The organism is Exiguobacterium sp. s26, assembly GCF_018618235.1.
GTDB classification, from domain to species: domain Bacteria; phylum Bacillota; class Bacilli; order Exiguobacteriales; family Exiguobacteriaceae; genus Exiguobacterium; species Exiguobacterium chiriqhucha.
The window spans coordinates 14,518-36,273 of the sequence record NZ_JACSLS010000008.1 but is presented as its reverse complement, the minus strand read 5'-3'; the positions used below and the strand labels follow the sequence as shown (position 1 = coordinate 36,273).

Below are 21,756 nucleotides of genomic sequence, written 5' to 3'. Positions count from 1 at the left end.
ACAGCCATCGCGGCTGTCTGTTTTTTAAATATCTTCGTCCGGTAAAAGGGGGAGCGTGAGTGTGACGGTCGTCCCGTTGCCGACTTCTGAGGCGAAGTGCATCGAGCCGCCGTGGCGCTCCATAATATGTTTGGCGATGGCGAGCCCGAGTCCGGTCCCGCCGTCTTCGCGTGTCCGTGACTTATTGACGCGATAGAATCGTTTCGTCAGCTGATCGAGGTCTTCTTTCGGGATGCCCCGGCCTTCGTCATGAATCTCGGTGACGGCATTGTTCGCGGTCGCATACGTCTTCACATGAATCGATTTGCCGGCTTCCGTATAGCGGAGCGCGTTATCGAGCAAATTCCCGACGACTTGCTCAAGTCGATCGTGGTCCCCGAGAATAATCAAGTCGAAGTCGAGGTCCGTCTCGATGGTGACGCCTTTCGCCCGCGCGATCGGCTCGAAGCGATAGAGAACGTCTTCGAGCACTTGCGAATAGACGACTGGTTCTTTCGTCATCGGATACGAATCACGCTCGAGTTGGGCCAAGTCGAGCAAATCGTTGACGAGCCGTTGCAACCGTTCGGTCTCGTTCTCGATAATCTCATAATATTGATCTTTCGTTTTGTCATCGAGCGACGGGTCTTGAAGCATCTCGGTATAACCGCGAATATACGACAGTGGCGTCCGCAATTCGTGGCTCACGTTCGCCAAAAACTCTTTCCGTTGTTCTTCGACGAGACCGAGCGATTCGGCCATCCGGTTCAGTGTCTCGGCAAGCTCACCAATCTCATCATCGTAATAGATGGGGATGCGGTGCGAGAAATCACCTTTGGCATACACTTGGGACGCTCGTTTCATTTGAATGAGCGGTTGGATGATTGTATCGATAATCTGAGTGCCGAAAATGAGTAAGTTCACGATCATCAAGATGAGCAAGAACGTGATCATGAGCCGAATCGGTTGGAACGGTTCACTGATTTTACTCAGCTCCATATACAGGATGAGCGCATTATCGAGTTCGCCGTCTCGGATGAGCGGGAAGGCGGACATGAGGATGTCGACGTCTTCGGTCGGGTGCTTGCGGGTAACAGAAATCGCATAGCCGTCTTGCAACTTGGCGAGGTCCTGCTCCCGTAAAAACGTCTTGCCCGATCCGAGACTGTCTTCCCGGACGGACGAGAGAAACACTTTCGTCTCGGTCAGTTCGTTCGTGTACGTCATACTGTCGGAAAACGCGTCAGAGAAGCCGTCCGCCTTATAGATGGTGACGAGCTTCTCTCCGCGGTTGATGAGCAATTCTTCTTGCGTCTGCACATAAAATTTGTCGTACAAGTAAAACGTCATGATGATGAACACGAACGCGGAGAAAAGGCTAGCGGTCCAGATAGTGATCCAAATCCGCTTCCGGATCGTGTATTGCTTCATACGGTCGCCTCGAACTTATAGCCGATCCCCCAGACGGTTTGGATGTAGCCACCCGCTTCGCCGAGCTTGAGACGAAGTGTCTTGATATGGGTGTCGACCGTTCGGAGGTTACCGTGATACTCGGTCCCCCAAATTTGGTCGAGCAATTGTTCACGCGAGAACACTTTCTCTTCGTTCGTGATGAACAAGTAGAGCAAATCGAACTCTTTCCGGGTTAAGTTGACCGTTTTGCCTTTCACGCTGACCGCACGGCCATCGATATCGATGGACAAGACGCCGGTATCGAACGTGGTTTCTTGTTCTTTCGAGAAATTATGCGTCCGACGAAGCGTTGCTTCGATTCGAGCGAGCAACTCGCGGGGGCTGAACGGCTTCGTGATATAGTCGTCCGCGCCGATCTTCAAGCCGTGGATGCGATCGAGTTCTTCTGAGCGGGCCGTTAGCATAATGATCGGCACGTTCGAGAACTCACGGATGCGCATGCATGCCGTGAGGCCGTCGAGTTCAGGCATCATCACGTCGAGCAGCACGAGGTGGAACGACTGTTCTTTCAATAAGTCGATTGCCTCGAGACCGTTCGTTGCTGTGACGGTCTCGTATCCTTCCTTCTCTAAGTTCGAAACGAGTAAATCCCGCATTTGTTCTTCATCATCGGTCACTAAGATGCGAAACGTTGGTTCTGACATTGGGCATTCTCCTTTACAAAACGGTTAACGAGGACGTGTGATAATTCCCTCATACTTCTATCATACCTATCTCTCCGAATTAGAACAGAAATATTCATTGTCGTAAAGTTGTCCTCATGAAATCCACACAAAAACGCCACAAAAAAGCCAATTCTTTGTCAGAATTGGCTTATGCTTCGAGCTGAGCTTCGTACGTATGGTCGAATTCAGGCGCATGGAGTGAGTGCAAGTAAAGTTGGAAACTCGACTTCGACACTTCATACAGAACGTATTCGACATCACCTTGATTGATTTCAGTTAGTAATTCAGACCGAATCTCATTGGCGCAGAAAGCGTACGGCAGTTTTTCCGCCGCCGCGATTGAACGCTCATTCGATTGACGGATTTTCAAAAATACACTTTCAATGTCAAGTTCGAAGAAAAGTTCTGAGAAGAACGCTTCTTTCGCGACTTGATTGTAACCTTTGCCGTGATACGGTTTGCCAAGCCACGTCCCGAGGAATCCATAGCCGGATTCCACATCGAACAAGCTGATTGTCCCGATTGGGGTACCAAACTCGTTCGTGATGGTACGTGAGATGATGTTTCCTTGCTCTTCTAGCTCGATGATTTGCTTCGTGCTAAATAAAAACTCGTCAAAGTGGACCGTCTTTTGACGGACATATGGAAAGACATCTGGGTGTTGCATCAGTTCGAACAACTCCGCGCAGTCGGTAAGCTCACGAAATTTGAGCACCTTTACATTCCTCCTCCTATTTCAGACCGCTGAAGAATAGTTGTAACGAAAGCATACTTCTGGCTTCGTTGTTCGAACTTGCCTTGGCTGCTCCCTTTTATGAAGTTACAAGATTATTTTATATAGTTTTTTTAAAAAAGCAAGTAAATAAAATGCAACTTCACAAAAAAAAAATAAGAGCGCTTTCACGACTGGTGTCACTCACATCTCGTGATGCGTTTTCGAGCGGCTCGTCGAGTAAACGATGTGACCGTCGACGATGGTCATAATCGGCTTCGACATGTAGTCGAGCGGGAAGTGGCTCCATAGGACAAGATCGGCATCTTTGCCGATTTCGAGCGAGCCGATGCGGTCGTCTACTCCGAGCGATTCAGCCGGATGAATCGTGATGGCGCGGAGCGCGACGTCGACGGGAAGCCCTTCGCGGGCAGCAAGACCGGCGCACAAATTCAAATATTGAACCGGCGTATAAGGATGATCCGTCGTGATGGAGACGATCATATCGTGCTCATGTAAGATGCGGTACGTCTCCCACGTCTTGTTTTGGAGCTCGATTTTCGACTTCCGTGTGAACGTTGGTCCGACGGTGACATGTTTGACACCGAGTTCGCGCAACTTTTCGGCGACGAGATGTCCTTCCGTACAGTGCTCAATCCGATAATCGAGGTCAAACTCTTGTGCGAAGCGGACAACCGATAAAATATCGTCGGCGCGGTGGGCGTGGACACGAATCGGCATCTTGCGATCGAGCGCCAATTGAATCATCTGGCTACCGAACGTGCCGATCGTCTTTGTCGAATCAACGGTCCGGAACGCTTCACGCAACAAGCCCATGATTCCCATCCGGGTCAACTCGCCGGATTTCCCCATGCTGTGGACGCGCTTCGGGTTCTCGCCGAGCGCAAGTTTCAGGCCGGCATAGCGGCGGAGCACCATGTCCTCGATGAAGCGGCCATGGGTTTTGATGACACTCGTCACGCCGCCGATGACGTTCATACTGCCAGGCATGACTTGGACGGCCGTCACCCCGGCCATGAGCGCTTCCCGGAAGCCCTCATCGAGCGGATAGACGCCATCGATGGCCCGTGCGTGCGGGGTCATCGCCTCGACGGTCTCGTTCGCATCGTTCCCGACTGAACCCGTCCCTTCGTCATACAGTCCGAGATGGGTGTGGGCATCGATGAAGCCGGGGAACAAGAAGTTGCCTTCGGCTTCGATGACCGTCTCTCCGTCGAGCGGGTCCAACAAGTCCGCCATCTCGACGATTTTGCCGTCTTTGACGCGAAGGTCCCCGTAAAAATGTGGTGCGGTGATCGGATAGATATGGGCGTTACGAATTAACAAATTACTCACGTGCTAGCTCCTTTCAAGTCAAATGAAGTAGTTGTTTCAGGGCGTGTTCTAACGTTTCATAACGGAACCGGAAACCGTGGTTGAGGGCTTTCGTCGGAACGACTTTCGCTCCTTCGAGGACGATGACGCTCTTCTCTCCGAGTGCGAGCTTGAGGAGCGGCGCCGGGGCGGGTGCCCAGTGGGGACGATGCATCACCCGGCCTAGCGTCTTCCCGAATTCGTCCATCGTGACAGGCGTCGGTGCCGTGCCATTGACGGGTCCCTCGATCGTACTCGTCTCGAGGATATGGACGAACAGACGGACGAGGTCGTCTAAATGAATCCACGGCACCCATTGCTTGCCGGAGCCGAGTCGTCCACCGATACCAAGCGTGTACGGCAACTTCATGAGCGGGAAGGCGCCGCCGTCATTCGATAAGACGACACCGGTCCGCATCGTGACGAGACGGATGCCCATGTCTTGAACGGGTTGCGCCTCTTTCTCCCACAACACGCAGACGTTGCCTAAAAAGTTGGTTCGGTCGGGGAGCGTTGTCGCTTCCGAATACGTGATGGATCGATCTTCACCGTATATCCCGATGGCGGACCCGCTGATGACGACGCTCGGCTTGCGTTTCATATTTTTAATGATGCGGACGACTTCTTTCGTCCCATCGATCCGACTTTGAAGAATGGCTTGCTTTTGTTTGTGCGTCCAACGTCCGTCGTTGATCGAGGCTCCTGCCAAATGGACGATGGCATCGACGTCTTGAAGCTCGGATTCAGGATGACTATCGGGCGTCATCCATTCGACGAACGAGATCCCTCCTTGCCGCGGACGTGGGTGGCGCGTCAATACGACGACTTGATGTCCGGCTTCGGCGAGCGCGCGTACGAGCGGTCGGCCAATCAATCCGGTACCACCAGTGATTGCTATTTTCATGGGTCTCCCTCCAATATCCTTTAAGCGATTTCAAAACGGGTATGAGGACTATAGGAATGTCTTGTACAGATAATACCCCTTCTTCTAACTTATCAAAAATCCTGCCCGAACGGGGAACGTGATATGTTAGAAGCAGGAAATGGAGGGATTTTGTGAAAATCGCCAAGTTTACGACCCAGAAGAAAAATCAAGATCGATTGAACGTCTTTGTCGAAAAGGACGGACGGGAGGAATTCGCGTTTGCCATCGACCTCGACGTCTTCATCAAATACGAATTGACGAAAGGGATGGAACTCGAGGACGATTTCGTCCGGGACGTCCTTCAAGCGGAAGAAGAACAGAAAGCGTACAAAGCGGCCGTCAACTATTTATCGTATCGAATGCGTGCCGTCTCAGAGGTGCGTGACTACCTCGTGAAGAAAGAGATAGATGAGTCAGCCATCAAACGCGTCATTGAACGCTTGATTGAACAGCGCTATTTGAACGATGCCGAGTTCGCCAAAGCTTACACCCAGACAAAGTTCAATACGAGCCCGAGCGGACCCGTGAAAATCAAACGAGAACTCGCTCAGCTTCAAATCGCTCCGGATCTTATCGAAGACGTCATCGCCGCCATCTCGCACGAAGACCAGCTTGAAAAGGCCGGAAAGTTCGTAAATCGGAAACAAATGGAAACAAATCGCCGTTCCGCCACAGAAGTGCAACAAAGAATTCAACAAACCCTGATGCAAAGGGGATTTTCGTTTGATATCATTTCAGAGGCGATTCTCACGTTTTGGGAGAACGAGGATGAGGACGTTGAACTTTCAGCTTGTCTGACACAGGCTGAAAAACTGAATCGAAAGTTTAGCGGGTACACCCCATATGAGCGGAAACAACGGATGAAGATGCAGCTTCGTCGCAAAGGTTTTCCGTATGAGGTGATCGAGAGGGCGTTAGAGAGGCTCGCTGAACAAGAGTCATAATGGGAGATGTTTTTACGGTAGGGGAAAAAACTGAAAAGGTGGGTCTACATTGACGATTTTTGAATGGATTACAGCACTGATGCCGATTGTGGCAGTGCTCATCTTATTGGTCATTATGCGTTTACCGGCGTCGGTTGCGATGCCACTATCTCTTGTCTTGACGGCTGGACTTGCGTTCTTCGTCTGGCAGCTCGACGCGACGCGAATCATGGCGGCGACGCTACAAGGACTTGTCATCGCCGTTACGACAGTCTGGATTGTTTACGGTGCGATTGGAATGATGAATACGATGAAAGAGGGCGGCGGCATGAACGCCATCCGTTCCGGCTTCATCAACATTACGCCCGATCCCCGGATTCAAGTGCTCATCGTCGGTTGGTTGTTCGTCTCATTCATCGAAGGCGCATCTGGTTTCGGTACACCGGCCACGGTTGCGGCACCACTGTTAATCGCACTCGGCTTCCCGCCGATCGCTGCCGTTGTCATCGCCTTGTCGGCAGACGTATCGGCCGTCACGTTCGGCGCGGTCGGAACACCGGCCTTAATCGGGATTGGGAACGGGCTGTCACTTGACGTCAACCAACCCGAGACGATTGAGTTTTTGACAACCGTCGTCTTGCAGACGGTGCTCATCGATATGTTCGTTGGTCTTTTTATCCCATTCATTTTAATCTTGATGCTGACGCGATTCTTCAGTAAAGAAAAATCGATTAAGCCGGCGCTCGAAGTATTCCCGATCGCGATCGTCGCGGCGCTCGTCTATAGCATCCCGGCCTACATCTGGACGCTCATCCTCGGATTCGAGTTCGGGGGTATGCTTGGTGCATTGACGGGTCTCATCATTCTCGTCACGATGGCACGCAAAGGCATCCTCATGCCGAAACGGTTATGGACGTTCGACGGCTATGCCGATGAAATCGATCAACCGCTCGAGAAGCCGTCCGTCGGCAAAGGCAAACGCGAGCTTCCGCAATGGAAAGCGTGGGCCCCTTACTTGATTTTAACGATTTTCCTCGTGTTGACGCGGACCGTGCCGTTCTTGAACGAACTGACGCGTAGCGTCCGCATCGATTTGCCGAACATTTTGAGTATCGAAGGCATCTCGACATCGTGGGAACCGTTCTATTCACCAGGCTTCATGTTCATCTTGACGATGATTGCGACGTTCTTCCTCCATAACATGAGTTGGTCGCAAGTGACCTCGGTGTTTAAAGCGACGACGCTCGGTGTCGTCGGGACGGCGATCACGCTCGCTGCTTCAGTACCGATGGTTCGGATTTTCATTCATTCGGAAAATGGCGGGGCAGGTCTCGCTTCGATGCCGGTCGAACTCGCAACGGCTGCGGCCGACACGTTCGGTGGCGTCTGGCCGCTCGTCGCACCGTGGATTGGTGCGCTCGGGGCGTTCGTTTCCGGGTCGGCTACGTTCTCGAACATGATGTTCTCGAGTTTAACGACGAATGTCGCCGAGTCGGTTGGAGTCAACGAGACACTTGCCTTGTCGATGCAGATGGCGGGGGCGAACGCCGGTAACATGATTTGCGTCTTGAACGTCGTCGCAGTCGCCTCGGTGGCAGGGCTCCTCGGAAAAGAAGGAACGATTATCCGCTATACGCTCATGCCAATGATTTATTACGTGACAGCGACCGGTCTTGTCGGTTTGATGCTCGCTGCATTCTTCTTGTAAAAAGTTACAAATTATTTACGATAATAATATTGACAATTTTCTGAACAGTCTGCTAAGGTTTTAGTAGATTTTCAAACTATGAACAGAGAGGAGCCAGCATGATGAAGTACATCCCAACACTACAACGCACACACACAACATCATATGGCTACTCGTATTTGACTGCATAATTTGGCAGCTGGATAGGGGTAGTGTCCTTTCCCTGACCATGCAAAAGACTGAAGACTCAGAAGCGTACTTCATCCGATTGGTTGCACAATCAGGTGACGTGCGCTTTTTTGCGTGCGCGGAAAGGACGAAAGGGGGAATCAGTCATGAAACTGATTAAACAATTAGATTGGTTTATTAAAAGACAAAAGCGGACGTATATCGTCGCCATCATCTTGTTGATTATCACCGGGGTCGTCGATATGCTCCCGCCGTGGATCATCGGACAGGCGATTGATGCGATTCGCGAAGGCAGCCTGACGACAGAACGGCTTGTTATGATTGTCGGGTCATTGCTCGGCATCATGGTATTATCGTACGTCCTTTCGTATGTATGGATTGCCCGCCTCTTCGGGACGGCGTTCCTGCTCGAGAAAAAACTGCGGGCCCGATTCTTCGGACATCTGCTCCGGCAGACACCGCGCTTTTATCAACAGCACCGCACGGGTGATTTGATGGCGCTCGCGACGAACGATTTGAAAGCGGTGGAACGGACGGCTGGATTCGGTGTCATGACACTCGTCGACTCGTTCAATATGACACTCATCGCTCTCACCATCATGGGAGTGTTCATCGATTGGAAATTGACGCTCGCGGCACTCCTGCCGATGCCGCTCCTTGCCTGGTCGATGAATAAGCTTGGCCGCCAAATCCATGCCCGCTTCACAGCGGCGCAGGATGCGTTTGGCGTGATGAACGACCAAGTCGTCGAATCGATTTCAGGCCTTCGGGTCGTCCGCTCGTTCGTCCAAGAAGACGCGGATACGAAAAAGTTCGATACAATCACCGACGACGTCATGGCCAAAAACATGCACGTCGCCAAAATCGACGTCTTGTTCGAACCGGTCATTAAACTGCTCGTCGGCTTGAGCTATTTGATCGGGTTGTCGTTCGGCACGTACCTCGTGTTCACGAATGACATCACGCTCGGACAGCTCGTCTCGTTCAATATTTATCTCGGGATGCTCATTTGGCCAATGTACGCGTTCGGGGAACTGATTAACGTCGTACAACGGGGAACGGCTAGCCTCGAACGAATCGAAGCGACGATGAACGAGACACCGGATGTCGTCTCGACCGGCACGGTCGAAGTCGGCGTCCCGGAGAAAATCACGTTCAAATCATTGTCGTTCCAATATCCAGGATCGACCCGCGCCTCGCTCGAAGACATCGTTTTGCACGTGTCGCGTGGTGAGACGATTGGGGTCGTCGGACCGACCGGGGCCGGCAAGACGACGCTGTTGCGTCAATTGCTTCGGGAGTATCCGATTGATGACTCGTTACTCGTCAACGGTGTCCCGATTCACGACATCAAACTCGATACGGTACGCGGTTGGAGCGGTTACGTCTCGCAAGAACATTTGCTGTTCTCGAAGACGGTCCGCGACAACATCTTGTTCGGCTCAAACGATGCGTCGGCACAAGATCTCGAGACGGCGATCCGGCTCGCGGCGTTCGATACCGATATCGAACATTTGGAAAACGGTCTCGACACGGTCGTCGGGGAGCAAGGGGTTATGCTCTCGGGCGGTCAGAAACAACGGCTCTCGATTGCCCGCGCCCTCTTGAAAGATCCAGAGATCCTTTTGCTCGATGATTCGCTTTCAGCGGTCGACGCCAAGACGGAAGCGCGCATCATCGATTCGGTCCGGACGAGCCGGGCCGAACAGACGACGTTCATCGTCGCGCACCGCCTATCCGCTGTCGCCCACGCCGACCAGATTCTTGTGTTACAAGACGGTCGCGTGACGGAACGGGGCACGCATGACCAACTGATGGGACGACGCGGTTGGTATTATGAACAATACGTTCGACAAGGAGAGTCGGAGTAATCCGGGAAAGGGGGAATCTCTCATGATCGATCAATATGAATTAGATCCAGTCCGCAGGAAGAAAACGATCCGTTCACTCGTCGGCTATGCCAAACAAGTGAGACGCTCGATTTTCCTCGGTTTGACCTTACTATTTTTAGCGGTCGGCGCCGAATTGGCCGGACCGTACATCGCCAAAATCATCATCGACGACCACATCGTCGCCATTGAGCGGGATTGGGTACAAGTCGAGTCAGGCGGGAGTGTCGCTTTTGACGGAAACTCCTATGAAAAAGAGACGAGGGTTGACGGAGAGACGGTCGTCCGTCCCGTCTCGATCGTGCAGACGACAGACGGCTATTATCTCGTCCCTGACGCCGTCATGAGTGGTGGCGTCCGTGAGGTCGAAGATGGTGTCCTCACCATTACACGAAGCGAAGAGACGGCAACGTATGACAACATCGTGCCGCTCTCGTCGACCGATGTCTTCCGCTTTTACGAGACGGATTTGCGGGCCGTGCTATTGCTGTCTGGTCTGTACGTCGTCTTGCTTCTTATCGCGGCAGGGTTGAACTGGGGGCAACAGATGCTCCTCCAACGCTCGGCCCATAACATCGTCAAAACGATGCGCCTTGACGTCATGCGGCATTTGCAGACGATTCCGGTCCGTTACTTCGACCAGACGCCAATCGGGAAAATCGTCAGCCGGGTCACGAACGACACCGAGACGATTCGCGACCTATATTTGGGCGTCCTCGCACGTGTTTTCCAAAGCGTCGTCATGATGATCGGAGTCTTGATCGCCATGTTCTTCTTGGACGTGCGCCTCGGTCTCGTCTCGCTCATCATCATCCCGGTCGTCATCGTTTGGATTAAATTGTTCCAACGCCTGTCGACCCGGAACAACTTCCGTGTCCGCGCCCTCGTCGCGGATATGAACGCCCAATTGAATGAGAGCATCCAAACGATGCCGATCATTCAGTCGTACGTCAAAGAAGATCTCGTCTATGACGAGTTCAACGAGAAAAACAGTGACAACTTCCAAACAAGACGGAAGCTGCTCAAACTGGATGCACTCATGTCGCACAACTTGGTCAACTTCTTCCGCAACATGGCACTCGCCTTACTCATCTGGGTCGTCGGTGCGCAGACGCTCGGAACGGGGAGCGTGCTCACGCTCGGGATTTTGTACGCCTATATCGATTACGTGTCACGGATTTTCGAACCGGTGACGCAAATCATGAACCAGCTGTCTCCGCTCCAACAGGCACTCGTCTCAGCAGACCGGATGTTCCAGTTGCTTGACGAGAAAGGGGAAGACGTGTCGGCGGAACGAATCGCTCGCTTTAAAGGTGAGGTCGTGTTCGACGATGTGTCGTTCAGCTATGAAGCCGGGAAACCGGTACTCCAACACATCGATATCCATGCGGCACCAGGTGAGACGGTGGCGCTCGTCGGACATACCGGCAGCGGTAAGAGTTCGATCATGAACTTGCTCATGCGCTTCTATGACCCGTCAGAAGGAACGCTCAACATTGACGGTATGGACGTGACGAAACTACCGACCCAAGCCGTCCGGGCCCATCTCGGCATCGTGCTTCAAGACCCGTTCTTGTTCACAGGCTCGATTCGGACGAACGTGACGCTCGGCGACGAGACGATTTCGGACGACCGCGTATGGCGCGCATTGACGGCGGTCGGAGCCGATCGTTTCGTCAAACAGTTGCCACACGGGCTAGACGAGCCGGTCATCGAACGCGGCGCCTCGCTCTCGAGCGGAGAGCGCCAGTTGATCAGCTTCGCCCGCGCCCTCGTCTTCGACCCGGCCATCCTCGTCTTAGACGAAGCGACGGCAAGCGTCGATTCAGAGACGGAAGCACTCATCCAAGACGCGCTCAAGACGCTCACGTACGGCCGGACGACGTTCGTCATCGCGCACCGTCTCTCGACGATTCGGGAAGCGGACCAAATCCTCGTCCTCGACCACGGTCACATCATCGAGCGGGGTAACCATCAGTCGCTCATCGCGGCAGGCGGCGTTTACGCCCGGATGCATGAGCTGCAAAGTAAACAACAAGCCATCAGTTGAGGAGGTATTATGGAGATTATCGGAAAGCATAACCGGGCCAAAGTATTCAATGAACGGATTGACGATACGACGCGGGCCCAAATCCAAACGCTCGTCGACCAACCGTTCACGAAAGGCGCCTCGATTCGAATCATGCCGGACATGCATGCCGGCAAAGGGTCGGTCGTCGGGACGACGATGACGATTCACGACAAGGTCGTACCGAACCTCGTCGGCGTCGACCTCGGGTGTGGCATGCTCTGCACGGAAATCAAGGTGAAGCGAATCGACTTTCAACGGCTCGACGACGTCATCCGTCAATACGTACCGAGCGGGATGAACATCCGGGATACAGCACACCCATACGCCTCTGAGCTCCCGCTCGAGGACGTGCGGGCGCCGTATAAGCTGGACCGGGCCATCCGCTCGGTCGGCACGCTCGGCTCGGGCAATCATTTCATCGAAGTGAACCGGGACGAAGCCGGACGCACGTTTCTCGTCATCCACTCCGGCTCACGCCACCTCGGTGTCCAAATCGCTGACCATTATCAACAGTTGGCGGTCGAGCACATGATGAAGACGGTCGACATTCGAGACGAGATTGAACGGATGAAGGCAACGGGACGGCAACAGGACATCTCGGCCTATCTCGAGACGGAGCGCGAGGCACGGAAACGTTTCCGCGACCTCGCCTACGTCGAAGGGGAAACGATGGAAGATTACATGCACGACGTGCGCATCGCACAGCAATATGCGGCCGCCAACCGTCTCGCCATGACCGACGTCATCGTCGAGGCGATGAACTGGAACGTCGTCGATCAATTCGATACGGTCCACAACTACATCGATCACGACGCGATGATGCTTCGAAAAGGGGCCATCTCGGCGCGGGACGGCGAGCGGGTCATCATTCCGATGAATATGCGCGACGGTTCGCTCATCTGTACTGGCAAGGGCAACCCCGACTGGAACTTCTCGGGACCACACGGCGCCGGTCGCGTCATGTCACGCTCGGCCGCGCGAAAACGCGTCGACTTCAACGAATTTAAAAAGTCGATGGCAGATGTCTGGTCAAGTTCGGTCCGACCATCGACGATTGACGAGTCACCGTTCGTCTATAAGTCGATGAAGGAAATCGTCCGTTATATCGAGCCGGCCGTCACCATCAATCAAATCATCAAACCGCTCTACAACTTCAAGGCGAACTGAACATCGTTTCAGTTTCGCCTTTTTCTTTTCTGAGAAAAATCTGATACGCTACAAGAGAGGTGAGCGAAATGGAAAAACGATTGAGCGATTTATCAAAATATGAGCTCGAACAAGAGATTCGAGCGCTTCATGAACGGAAGCGGAAAGCCGAACAGATGGGCATGGTCAGTGAAATCGAGGTCGTCTTGCGACGGATCGCGATTGCCGAGAGTTATTTGATTGACCCGAAATCGTTCAAGCCGGGGGCGACGTATATCGTCAACTATAACGAGCGCCCGTTCCGTTTGAAATTTGTGAACGGCGTCATGGGCTGGGGGACGTTCGAAGGGGAGACGGCTGAACATGCGATTCCGCTCTCGGAGCTGTCGGAGGTGAAAGCATGAACCGGACCGAACAATACGAGCGCTTGGCAGAAATCTTGAAACAGAAGAACGATGTCTTGAGCGAGCTCGAGGCGTTGACGTGGGTTGAAGTGCTGTGGGAGGATTTTGAGACGACGCTCGCCCGTGCCGGTGAACCGTATCCTGGGGAAGCAAAATCGTTCCAATACGTCGTGCAACAAATCGATGCGTACGGCCCCCAGCTCCACCTGTTTCAAACGAAAAATGAGAAGTTCAAACACTTGATGTCCAAGCGCGACATCCATTAAAAATCACGCCGGAAATCGGCGTGATTTTTTACTTGCAAACTGCACACAATCCGTTATAATAAAGGTCGCTATTAGTTCGCTTTGTAGTTAAGTATTTATAAACTTTCTTTAGTTGGAATCATCTTTCACTAAACTTGAATCAAAGCTGAAAGGAGGGATTGTGACTTGGAAGTCGGTCAAAAAATCAAGCGGCTCCGCGTCAAGAAAGGGCTGACGCAAGAAGAGTTGGCCGAGCGCACGGATTTGAGCAAAGGCTATATTTCTCAAATCGAGCGTGATTTGAGTTCACCTTCGCTTGAGACACTATTCGACTTGTTGGAAGTGCTCGGATGTTCGCCGAAAGAATTTTTTGATGAAGATGTGAATCAAAAAGTGATCTATACCGAGGACGATCGGACCATCTACGTCGACGAGGAGCGGAAATATCGGACTGAATGGCTCATCCCGGAATCGAACGAAAAAGAGATGGAACCCATTTTACTAACGTTCTCGAAGCAGGGCGAGTTCAAACGATATGAGCCGTCGCGATCGGAGACGTTTGTCTATGTCCTATCGGGGCACATCGCGCTAAAACTTGGCAATCATACGTACTTCGCCAAGACCGGAGAAACACTCTATTACGTCGCCTCCGATTCGCATCAACTCGTCAATGACTACGACGGCGAGAGTGAATGTTTAATCGTCGCGACCCATTCATATTTATAAGGGAGGAACTGAAATGAACCCAGAAACGATTATTCGCTTTGACAATGTGTCGAAGCGTTACGATGACACCGTCGTCTTAGAAAACATCAGCTTCGAGATTGAGAAAGGGAAGTTCTACACGTTGCTCGGGCCATCTGGATGTGGGAAGACGACGATTTTACGCTTAATTGCCGGCTTCACGGATGCGTCAGCAGGCGATATCCAGTTCAACGGGAAACGCATCAACGACGTCCCGGCGAACAAACGTCAAGTGAACACCGTGTTCCAAGACTATGCGCTCTTCCCGCACTTGAACGTGTTCGAGAACGTCGCGTTCGGTCTGCGCATCAAGAAGATGAAAGAAGCGGACGTGAAGACGAAAGTCGAACAGGCGCTCAAATTCGTCAACTTGAAAGGGTATGAGTCACGTGAAATCGATGAGATGTCAGGCGGGCAGCGCCAACGTGTCGCCATCGCCCGGGCCATCGTCAACGAACCGGAAGTCATCTTGCTTGATGAACCGCTCTCGGCGCTCGATTTGAAACTCCGGACCGAGATGCAATATGAGCTCCGCGAATTGCAACAGCGTCTCGGCATCACGTTCATCTTTGTCACGCATGACCAAGAAGAAGCGCTCGCGATGTCGGATGAGATTTTCGTCATGAATAACGGGAAAATTGTACAAAGCGGGACACCGACTGATATTTACGATGAGCCGATTAACCGTTTCGTCGCCGATTTCATCGGGGAGTCGAACATCGTACCGGGCGTCATGCCAGAAGATAACGTCGTCACGTTCGCCGGGAAGACATTCGATTGCGTCGACCAAGGGTTTGACCGCAACGAGAAAGTCGAGGTCATCATCCGTCCGGAAGATTTAGAGATGACATCGGTCGAATCTGCGAAACTTGTCGTCGACGTCGACTCGCAACTGTTCCGAGGCGTTCACTATGAGATTTGCTGCTATGACCAAGAAGGCAACGAATGGCTCGTTCATTCGACGAAAAAATCGGTCGTCGGTTCGAAAATCGGCCTCACGTTCGATGATGAGGCGATTCACGTCATGCGCTTAGGAGAGACGGAGGAAGAGTTCGACCGTCGTCTCGAGTCCTATGAGGAGGTCGCTCATGAATCAAACTAGTCAAACCGCGAAGACGGTCTATTTGACGACCTACTGGTTATGGATTGCGCTGTTCGTCATCGCGCCGCTCCTGCTCGTCGTCTACTACTCGTTTTTTGATATCGAAGGGAACTTGAGTTTAGAGAACTATCAGATGTTCTTCACGTCGACGTATTTGACGATGACGTTATCTTCTTTCTGGTATGCGTTCTTGATTACGTTCTTCTCGCTTTTGATCGGGTATCCGACCGCCTATTTATTGACGAAGACAAAGCATAAGCAACTTTGGCTTTTGCTCATCATTTTGCCATCATGGATCAACCTATTGCTCAAAGCCTATGCGTTCCTCGGCATTTTCGGGACATACGGCATCACGAACCAGTTTTTAGAGGCCATCGGTATCGGGACACGACAGATTTTGTTTACGGACTTCAGTTTCGTGTTCGTGTCAGTTTACATCTTCATCCCGTTCATGATTTTGCCGATTTATAACGCCATCGAGAAGCTCCCGCCGTCGCTCGTCTATGCGTCGCGCGACCTCGGGGCCTCGAACTGGACGACGTTCCGCCGGGTCATCTTCCCACTTACGCTCGACGGTGTGAAGTCAGGGATTCAAATCGTCTTCATCCCGGCGTTGTCGCTCTTCATGATCACTCGACTGATTGCTGGGAACCGAGTCATCACGCTCGGGACGGCGATTGAACAACAATTCCTCGTCACGCAAAACTGGGGCATGGGCTCGACGATTGCCGTGTTCTTGATTTTGGCGATGGTCCTCGTCATGGTCATCACACGTGACTGGGGCGCGAAAGGAGCGGTGCGTCGATGAAACCGAAAAAATTTAAATTAGCCAACCTCTATTTGATAGCGGTGTTCTTCATCCTCTATGCACCGATTCTCTATTTGGTCGTCTACTCGTTCAACAGTGGCGGGACGATGAGTAACTTTGAAGGCTTTACGCTCGATTGGTACAAGTCGCTCTTTACCGACACGCGCCTGCTCGTTATCGTCTTGAACACGATTGTCATCGCCTTGCTGTCGGCGACGATTTCAACCGTGCTCGGCGTCATCGGGGCGCTCGCTATCTATACGGCGCGACAACGCTTCACGAAGACGTCACTCTTATCACTCAACAACGTGTTGATCGTCAGTCCGGACGTCATCATCGGGGCGTCGTTCCTCATCTTGTTCACGATGCTCGGGATTCAGCTCGGCTTTTACTCGGTGCTATTGGCGCACATCGCCTTCTCGGTACCGATTGTCGTCATCTTGGTCTTGCCGAAGCTGCAAGAGATGAGCCCGACGCTCATCGATGCGTCGCGTGACCTTGGGGCAAGTACGTGGGACGTCTTGACGAAAGTCATCTTGCCGTATATCACACCGGGTATCTTTGCCGGGTTCTTCACGGCACTCACGTATTCGCTCGATGACTTTGCCGTCACGTTCTTCGTGACCGGAAACGGCTTCACGACACTTGCCGTTGAAGTCTACTCACGCGCCCGTCAAGGCATCTCGCTCGAGATTAACGCCTTGTCAGCCATCTTGTTCTTGTTCACACTCATTCTCGTCCTTGGGTATTATGTGCTCGCCCAACGCGGTGGTAAAGCGAAGGAGGTAAGACGATGAAAAAATTGGTCATCATGTTGACGGTACCGGTCGTCGTCAGTTTCGGCCTCTTGCTCTGGGTGTATCAAATCAATATGGCGCAAGGGTTCGGCGGCGATAACACGCTCGTCGTCTACAACTGGGGCGATTATATCGATGAAGACTTGATTGGAGAGTTCGAGGAAGAGACGGGCTTGAAAGTCATCTATCAGACGTTCGACTCGAACGAGGCGATGCTCACGAAAATCGAGCAAGGCGGTACGGCGTTCGACATCGCTGTCCCATCGGATTACGCCATCAGTAAAATGATTGAAGAAGACCTGCTCTTGCCGATCGATTATGACAAGCTCGAGAACTTCGATAACATTGACCCACGTTTCCTCGACAAGTCGTTCGACCCGGGCAACACGTACTCAGTCCCTTACTTCTGGGGGACGGTCGGCATCGTGTATAACCCTGAACTCGTCGACGGTGAGATTACGTCGTGGAACGACCTATGGGACATGCCGCTCGAGAATGACATCTTGCTTGCAGACGGGACCCGTGAAGTGATGGGCTTCGGTCTGAACTCACTCGGTTACTCGCTCAACACGACGGACAAAGATGAGCTGCTCGAAGCGGAGAAGAAGCTCGAGACGCTCTGGCCGAACATTAAAGCGATCGTCGGCGATGAAATCAAGATGCTCATGGCCAATCGCGAAGCGGCCGCGGCCGTCGTCTGGTCAGGTGACGCCTCCGAAATCATGTACGAGAACGAAGAGTTGACGTACGTCATCCCGGAAGAAGGGACGAATCTCTGGTTCGACAACCTCGTCATTCCGAACACATCGAAAAACGTCGAAGGCGCGCACCAGTTCATCGACTTCATGCTTGACGCGGAAATCGCGGCCCGAAACACCGATTATGTCGGATATTCGACACCGAACGAAGCGGCACTTGAATTTTTAGATGAAGAAGTGACGTCAGACGAACGTTTTTATCCGACAAAAGAAGTGACGGATGAGCTCGAAGTGTATGAGAACTTAGGCAAACGCATGAACGCGTACTACAACGAACTATACTTGCGCTTTAAAATGCAGAGTAAATAAAAGGAGTCCCGCTCACCGTGAGCGGGACTTTTTTGGATGGGACAGCCCATCACGTCACCCGTTGCTTGGCGGCGATATGGGCTTCCTTGACGGCTTCGTCAGCAGATGCGAATTGGAGCAGGTGCTCGTAGATGGCCGTCTGTTCCGCCAACGTCAACCGGGCCTCACCTGGCAAGGCAATCTGTTGTTTCCATGTCTTCCGGTTCAACACGGGAACGTCCGCCACATCAATGCGCTTCAAGGTCGACCGGTCGCTGAAGACGATCCAAGAGTGTAATAGACTCCGCTCCACAGCAATCGTTTGTTCCATCGCTTTCATATGTAACTCGTTTTGTTTGATCGGATTGAAAAACCGGAACTTCTTTCGGTTCGGCATCGATTGGGTCCAATGCCGTTCTTGTTCATGTCCAAAAATCCAGCCGCTATAATTTTTCGACTCAATCACGTGGACACCGCTCTGGTTGATGAACACCACATCGATTTCAGTCGTACGCTCTCGATTTTTTGGATGGGGCAAATATAGATTCGTCAATATGAAGGGATTCGGGACGCGCTCCTCGATGGCGGCGACACATAAATATTCGCCGTATAAGCCGGTGTCTTGAACGACTTTGAAATAGCTGTGTCCGGTCTGGGCGAAATAGCGGCTCCGTTTATAACGCTTGACCTTCGTATACAATATACCGCTCATCACCAGGAACAGAGGACCGAATAGACTGACCAATGAAATCATCATACCGTTAAGCATGCTCGTGAGAAGCTCGGACATAGGCTGCCTCCTTTCGTGTCTCTTTTTACTATATCGAATCGAGTCGATTGTTAGGTTGGTTTTTGGGTTAAATTGGAAATGTGATTTTGAGAAAAGGGTGCCCTTTGACTAAAAAAAGACCAGCCCTCGAGATGGCTGGTCTTCTACATTCAACTCTGTTGCAACTCGGCCCGCTCTTCGTCCGTGAACACGCGGGAACGGCTTAAAAACCGTTTTCCTTCGACGCCCTCGACCGAGAACATACCGCCCCGGCCCTCGACGACGTCGATGATGAGCTGGGTGTGCTTCCAGTAGTCGTATTGCTTCTCGTGCATATAGAACGGACAACCGCCGATTTCGCCGAGCAGGACGTCATGATCTCCAATCATGAATTCGCCTTGCGGGAAACACATCGGGGAGCTCCCGTCACAACAACCGCCCGACTGGTGAAACAAGAGCGGTCCATGTTTTCGTTTCAGCTGTTCGAGGAGCGCGAGCGTGGCGGGGGTGGCCTCGACGCGGTTCACCATCTCAGAAGAACCCGAGTTTTTGTTCGCTATAGCTAACGAGCATGTTTTTCGTCCGTTGATAATGGTTGAGCATCATCTTATGGTTCTCGCGACCGATTCCAGACATCTTGTATCCACCGAACGCGGCATGGGCCGGATATTGGTGATAGCAGTTGATCCAGACGCGACCTGCTTGAATCTCGCGACCGAACCGGTAGGCGCGGTTCATGTCACGCGTCCAGACGCCGGCACCGAGTCCGTATAACGTGTCGTTCGCGATGGCGAGCGCCTCGGCGTCGTCTTTGAACGTTGTCACCGATAAGACCGGTCCGAAGATCTCTTCTTGGAAGATGCGCATCTTGTTATGGCCTTTGAAGATGGTCGGCTGCACATAATAGCCGTCGGCGAGTTCGCCGTCCATCATGTTGCGTTCGCCGCCGATGAGGCACTCCGCGCCCTCCGACTTTCCGATCTCCAAATACGACAAGATCTTTTCCATCTGCTCATTCGAAGCTTGGGCACCCATCATGACGTCAGGGTCGAGCGGATTGCCGAGCTTGATGGCTTTGACTCGTTCGAGCACCCGTTCCATGAACGGCTCATAAATCGACTCGTGAATGAGCGCGCGTGATGGGCACGTGCATACCTCGCCTTGGTTCAAAGCGAACATGACCAGCCCTTCGATCGACTTGTCAAAGAAATCATCATCCGCATCCATGATGTCCGCGAAGAAGATGTTCGGTGACTTCCCACCGAGTTCGAGCGTGACCGGGATGATGTTTTGTGAGGCGTACTGCATGATGAGTCGACCTGTCGTCGTCTCACCCGTGAAGGCGACTTTGTCGACGCGGTCGCTCGACGCGAGCGGTTTGCCGGCCTCGAGTCCGAACCCGTTGACGATATTCAACACGCCTGGCGGGAGTAGGTCTTCAATCAATTCCATGAGCACCATGATCGAAGCCGGCGTCTGTTCGGCTGGTTTCAATACGATACAGTTTCCGGCAGCGAGAGCCGGCGCGACTTTCCAGACCGCCATTAAAATCGGGAAGTTCCATGGGATGATTTGGGCGACGACACCGAGCGGTTCATTGAAATGATAAGCGACCGTGTCGTTGTCGAGTTCACTGATGCCGCCTTCCTGTGACCGGATGACGCCCGCAAAATAGCGGAAGTGATCGATAGCGAGCGGTAAATCGGCATTGAGCGTCTCGCGGACGGCTTTCCCGTTTTCCCACGTCTCGGCGTATGCGAGCATTTCGAGGTTCGTTTCCATACGATCGGCGATTTTATTTAAAATGACAGAGCGTTCAGTGACCGACGTTTTGCCCCAGGCGTCTTTGGCAGCATGGGCCGAATCCAAGGCGAGCTCGATATCTTCTTTCGTTGAGCGGGCGACTTCGCATAAAACTTTACCATTTACCGGAGAGGTGTTCTCAAAATATTCTCCCCCTGCAGGCGCGGTCCACTTTCCGTTGATGTAATTCTCATAGCGGTCTTTAAAGTGAACTTTCGTGCCTGTCGAGTTTGGGACTTCATAAATCATGGTCGTTCCTCCCTTTTCCGTAAAGTATAGGGATTCTATGTATGCGCTTACATTTTACTGTAAGTCAACAGCTCCCTTTTTTCATCGTAACGGGTCGATGTGATAAAAGTCAAAATTTTTCGACAATAATTTGTCACATTTAAACGGGAATGTTTTGAAGTCAAGAATTGTGGTAAACATCATATTAGTATCAATTCCAAATCGAAGGAGTGGACAGATTCATGGCAAAAACATATCAAGTCGACCCGGCACACAGTTCGATTACATTTACGGTCAAGCATATGATGATTTCGAAAGTAAAAGGGGAGTTCAAAGATTTTCACGTCGAGGCGAACGGGCAACCGGACGATCTCGCGAACGCGAGCGTGAAGGTGACCATCAAGGCGGCATCAATCGATACGAACAACAGTGACCGTGACAACCATTTACGGTCTGGAGACTTCTTCGATGTGGAGCAACATGAGGACATCGTGTTCGAGTCGACATCGTTCCGCTCAAAGGGTGGCGGTGAATTCGAATTGACCGGGAATTTAACGATTCGCGGGACGACCCGGGAAGAGACGTTCGAAGTCGAGTACGAGGGAAGCGCGAAAGACCCGTGGGGCAATATGAAACACGCTTTTACCGGGGACGGGTCAATCAACCGAGAAGATTACGGATTGACGTGGAACCAGGCGCTCGAAGCGGGTGGCGTTCTCGTCGATAAAAAAGTCAAATTTGATTTTGAGCTCCAGTTCACGGAGTCAGAGGCATAAA

General features: G+C 52.2%; 21 protein-coding genes. 13 read left to right on the top strand and 8 right to left on the bottom strand.

What is annotated here, in order from left to right; all coding sequences use genetic code 11:
- Positions 1 to 24: 24 nt before the first annotated feature.
- The 5 genes from KNP82_RS11995 to KNP82_RS11975 form a co-directional block, all read right to left on the bottom strand.
- Complete coding sequence (locus KNP82_RS11995) at positions 25 to 1,410, bottom strand: sensor histidine kinase (RefSeq protein ID WP_058765745.1); 1,386 nt, start codon at positions 1,408 to 1,410, stop codon at positions 25 to 27.
- A complete protein-coding gene (locus KNP82_RS11990) occupies positions 1,407 to 2,096 on the bottom strand; it encodes a response regulator transcription factor (RefSeq protein ID WP_131472982.1) in 690 nt (229 codons plus the stop codon). Before KNP82_RS11990 ends, KNP82_RS11995 begins: the two co-directional genes overlap by 4 nt.
- Positions 2,097 to 2,265: 169 nt before the next feature.
- Positions 2,266 to 2,832: a GNAT family N-acetyltransferase gene (locus KNP82_RS11985; RefSeq protein ID WP_021067763.1), complete on the bottom strand. Its 567-nt coding sequence runs from the start codon at positions 2,830 to 2,832 to the stop codon at positions 2,266 to 2,268.
- A gap of 201 nt (positions 2,833 to 3,033) precedes the next feature.
- Positions 3,034 to 4,185: an amidohydrolase gene (locus KNP82_RS11980; RefSeq protein WP_021067762.1), complete on the bottom strand. Its 1,152-nt coding sequence runs from the start codon at positions 4,183 to 4,185 to the stop codon at positions 3,034 to 3,036.
- Positions 4,186 to 4,198: 13 nt separating this feature from the next.
- Complete coding sequence (locus tag KNP82_RS11975) at positions 4,199 to 5,107, bottom strand: TIGR01777 family oxidoreductase (RefSeq protein ID WP_214828144.1); 909 nt, start codon at positions 5,105 to 5,107, stop codon at positions 4,199 to 4,201.
- Between the two features lie 152 nt (positions 5,108 to 5,259).
- On the opposite strand from KNP82_RS11975, the gene recX reads away from it, so the two are divergent.
- From recX to KNP82_RS11915, 12 genes are all read left to right on the top strand, one after another.
- On the top strand, positions 5,260 to 6,072 hold the full coding sequence (gene recX / locus KNP82_RS11970; protein WP_214828142.1) for a recombination regulator RecX: 813 nt from the start codon (positions 5,260 to 5,262) through the stop codon (positions 6,070 to 6,072).
- Positions 6,073 to 6,121: 49 nt separating this feature from the next.
- Positions 6,122 to 7,759: an L-lactate permease gene (locus tag KNP82_RS11965; RefSeq protein WP_082665790.1), complete on the top strand. Its 1,638-nt coding sequence runs from the start codon at positions 6,122 to 6,124 to the stop codon at positions 7,757 to 7,759.
- A 314-nt stretch (positions 7,760 to 8,073) separates the two neighbouring features.
- Positions 8,074 to 9,798: an ABC transporter ATP-binding protein gene (locus tag KNP82_RS11960; protein WP_214756668.1), complete on the top strand. Its 1,725-nt coding sequence runs from the start codon at positions 8,074 to 8,076 to the stop codon at positions 9,796 to 9,798.
- Positions 9,799 to 9,820: 22 nt separating this feature from the next.
- Complete coding sequence (locus KNP82_RS11955; RefSeq protein ID WP_029596019.1) at positions 9,821 to 11,866, top strand: ABC transporter ATP-binding protein; 2,046 nt, start codon at positions 9,821 to 9,823, stop codon at positions 11,864 to 11,866.
- A gap of 6 nt (positions 11,867 to 11,872) precedes the next feature.
- A complete protein-coding gene (locus KNP82_RS11950; RefSeq protein ID WP_214828188.1) occupies positions 11,873 to 13,054 on the top strand; it encodes an RtcB family protein in 1,182 nt (393 codons plus the stop codon).
- A 68-nt stretch (positions 13,055 to 13,122) separates the two neighbouring features.
- Positions 13,123 to 13,437, top strand: coding sequence for a YfhH family protein (locus tag KNP82_RS11945; RefSeq protein ID WP_021067755.1), 315 nt, complete (start codon positions 13,123 to 13,125; stop codon positions 13,435 to 13,437).
- On the top strand, positions 13,434 to 13,703 hold the full coding sequence (locus KNP82_RS11940) for a YfhJ family protein (RefSeq protein ID WP_021067754.1): 270 nt from the start codon (positions 13,434 to 13,436) through the stop codon (positions 13,701 to 13,703). Before KNP82_RS11945 ends, KNP82_RS11940 begins: the two co-directional genes overlap by 4 nt.
- A 165-nt stretch (positions 13,704 to 13,868) precedes the next feature.
- Positions 13,869 to 14,408 (top strand): helix-turn-helix domain-containing protein, encoded by a 540-nt coding sequence (locus KNP82_RS11935; protein WP_029596017.1) that lies wholly within the window; start codon positions 13,869 to 13,871, stop codon positions 14,406 to 14,408.
- Between the two features lie 13 nt (positions 14,409 to 14,421).
- Positions 14,422 to 15,528 (top strand): ABC transporter ATP-binding protein, encoded by a 1,107-nt coding sequence (locus tag KNP82_RS11930; protein WP_029596016.1) that lies wholly within the window; start codon positions 14,422 to 14,424, stop codon positions 15,526 to 15,528.
- Positions 15,515 to 16,336, top strand: a complete 822-nt coding sequence (locus tag KNP82_RS11925; RefSeq protein WP_021067751.1) for an ABC transporter permease — start codon at positions 15,515 to 15,517, stop codon at positions 16,334 to 16,336. The genes KNP82_RS11930 and KNP82_RS11925 overlap by 14 nt, the downstream gene beginning before the upstream one ends.
- Positions 16,333 to 17,133 carry an ABC transporter permease gene (locus KNP82_RS11920; protein ID WP_029596015.1) on the top strand — a complete coding sequence of 267 codons (801 nt, stop codon included), beginning with the start codon at positions 16,333 to 16,335 and terminating at the stop codon, positions 17,131 to 17,133. Before KNP82_RS11925 ends, KNP82_RS11920 begins: the two co-directional genes overlap by 4 nt.
- Positions 17,130 to 18,200 (top strand): ABC transporter substrate-binding protein, encoded by a 1,071-nt coding sequence (locus tag KNP82_RS11915; RefSeq protein ID WP_029596014.1) that lies wholly within the window; start codon positions 17,130 to 17,132, stop codon positions 18,198 to 18,200. Before KNP82_RS11920 ends, KNP82_RS11915 begins: the two co-directional genes overlap by 4 nt.
- A gap of 49 nt (positions 18,201 to 18,249) precedes the next feature.
- Here the strand turns inward: KNP82_RS11915 and KNP82_RS11910 are convergent, their stop codons facing one another.
- The 3 genes from KNP82_RS11910 to exaC form a co-directional block, all read right to left on the bottom strand.
- On the bottom strand, positions 18,250 to 18,969 hold the full coding sequence (locus tag KNP82_RS11910; protein ID WP_029596013.1) for a nuclease-related domain-containing protein: 720 nt from the start codon (positions 18,967 to 18,969) through the stop codon (positions 18,250 to 18,252).
- A 149-nt stretch (positions 18,970 to 19,118) separates the two neighbouring features.
- Positions 19,119 to 19,478, bottom strand: a complete 360-nt coding sequence (locus tag KNP82_RS11905; RefSeq protein WP_021067747.1) for a DUF779 domain-containing protein — start codon at positions 19,476 to 19,478, stop codon at positions 19,119 to 19,121.
- Position 19,479: 1 nt separating this feature from the next.
- Positions 19,480 to 21,000 (bottom strand): acetaldehyde dehydrogenase ExaC, encoded by a 1,521-nt coding sequence (exaC, locus tag KNP82_RS11900; RefSeq protein WP_029596012.1) that lies wholly within the window; start codon positions 20,998 to 21,000, stop codon positions 19,480 to 19,482.
- A 221-nt stretch (positions 21,001 to 21,221) separates the two neighbouring features.
- On the opposite strand from exaC, the gene KNP82_RS11895 reads away from it, so the two are divergent.
- Positions 21,222 to 21,755 carry a YceI family protein gene (locus KNP82_RS11895; RefSeq protein WP_021067745.1) on the top strand — a complete coding sequence of 178 codons (534 nt, stop codon included), beginning with the start codon at positions 21,222 to 21,224 and terminating at the stop codon, positions 21,753 to 21,755.
- Position 21,756 lies beyond the last annotated feature (1 nt).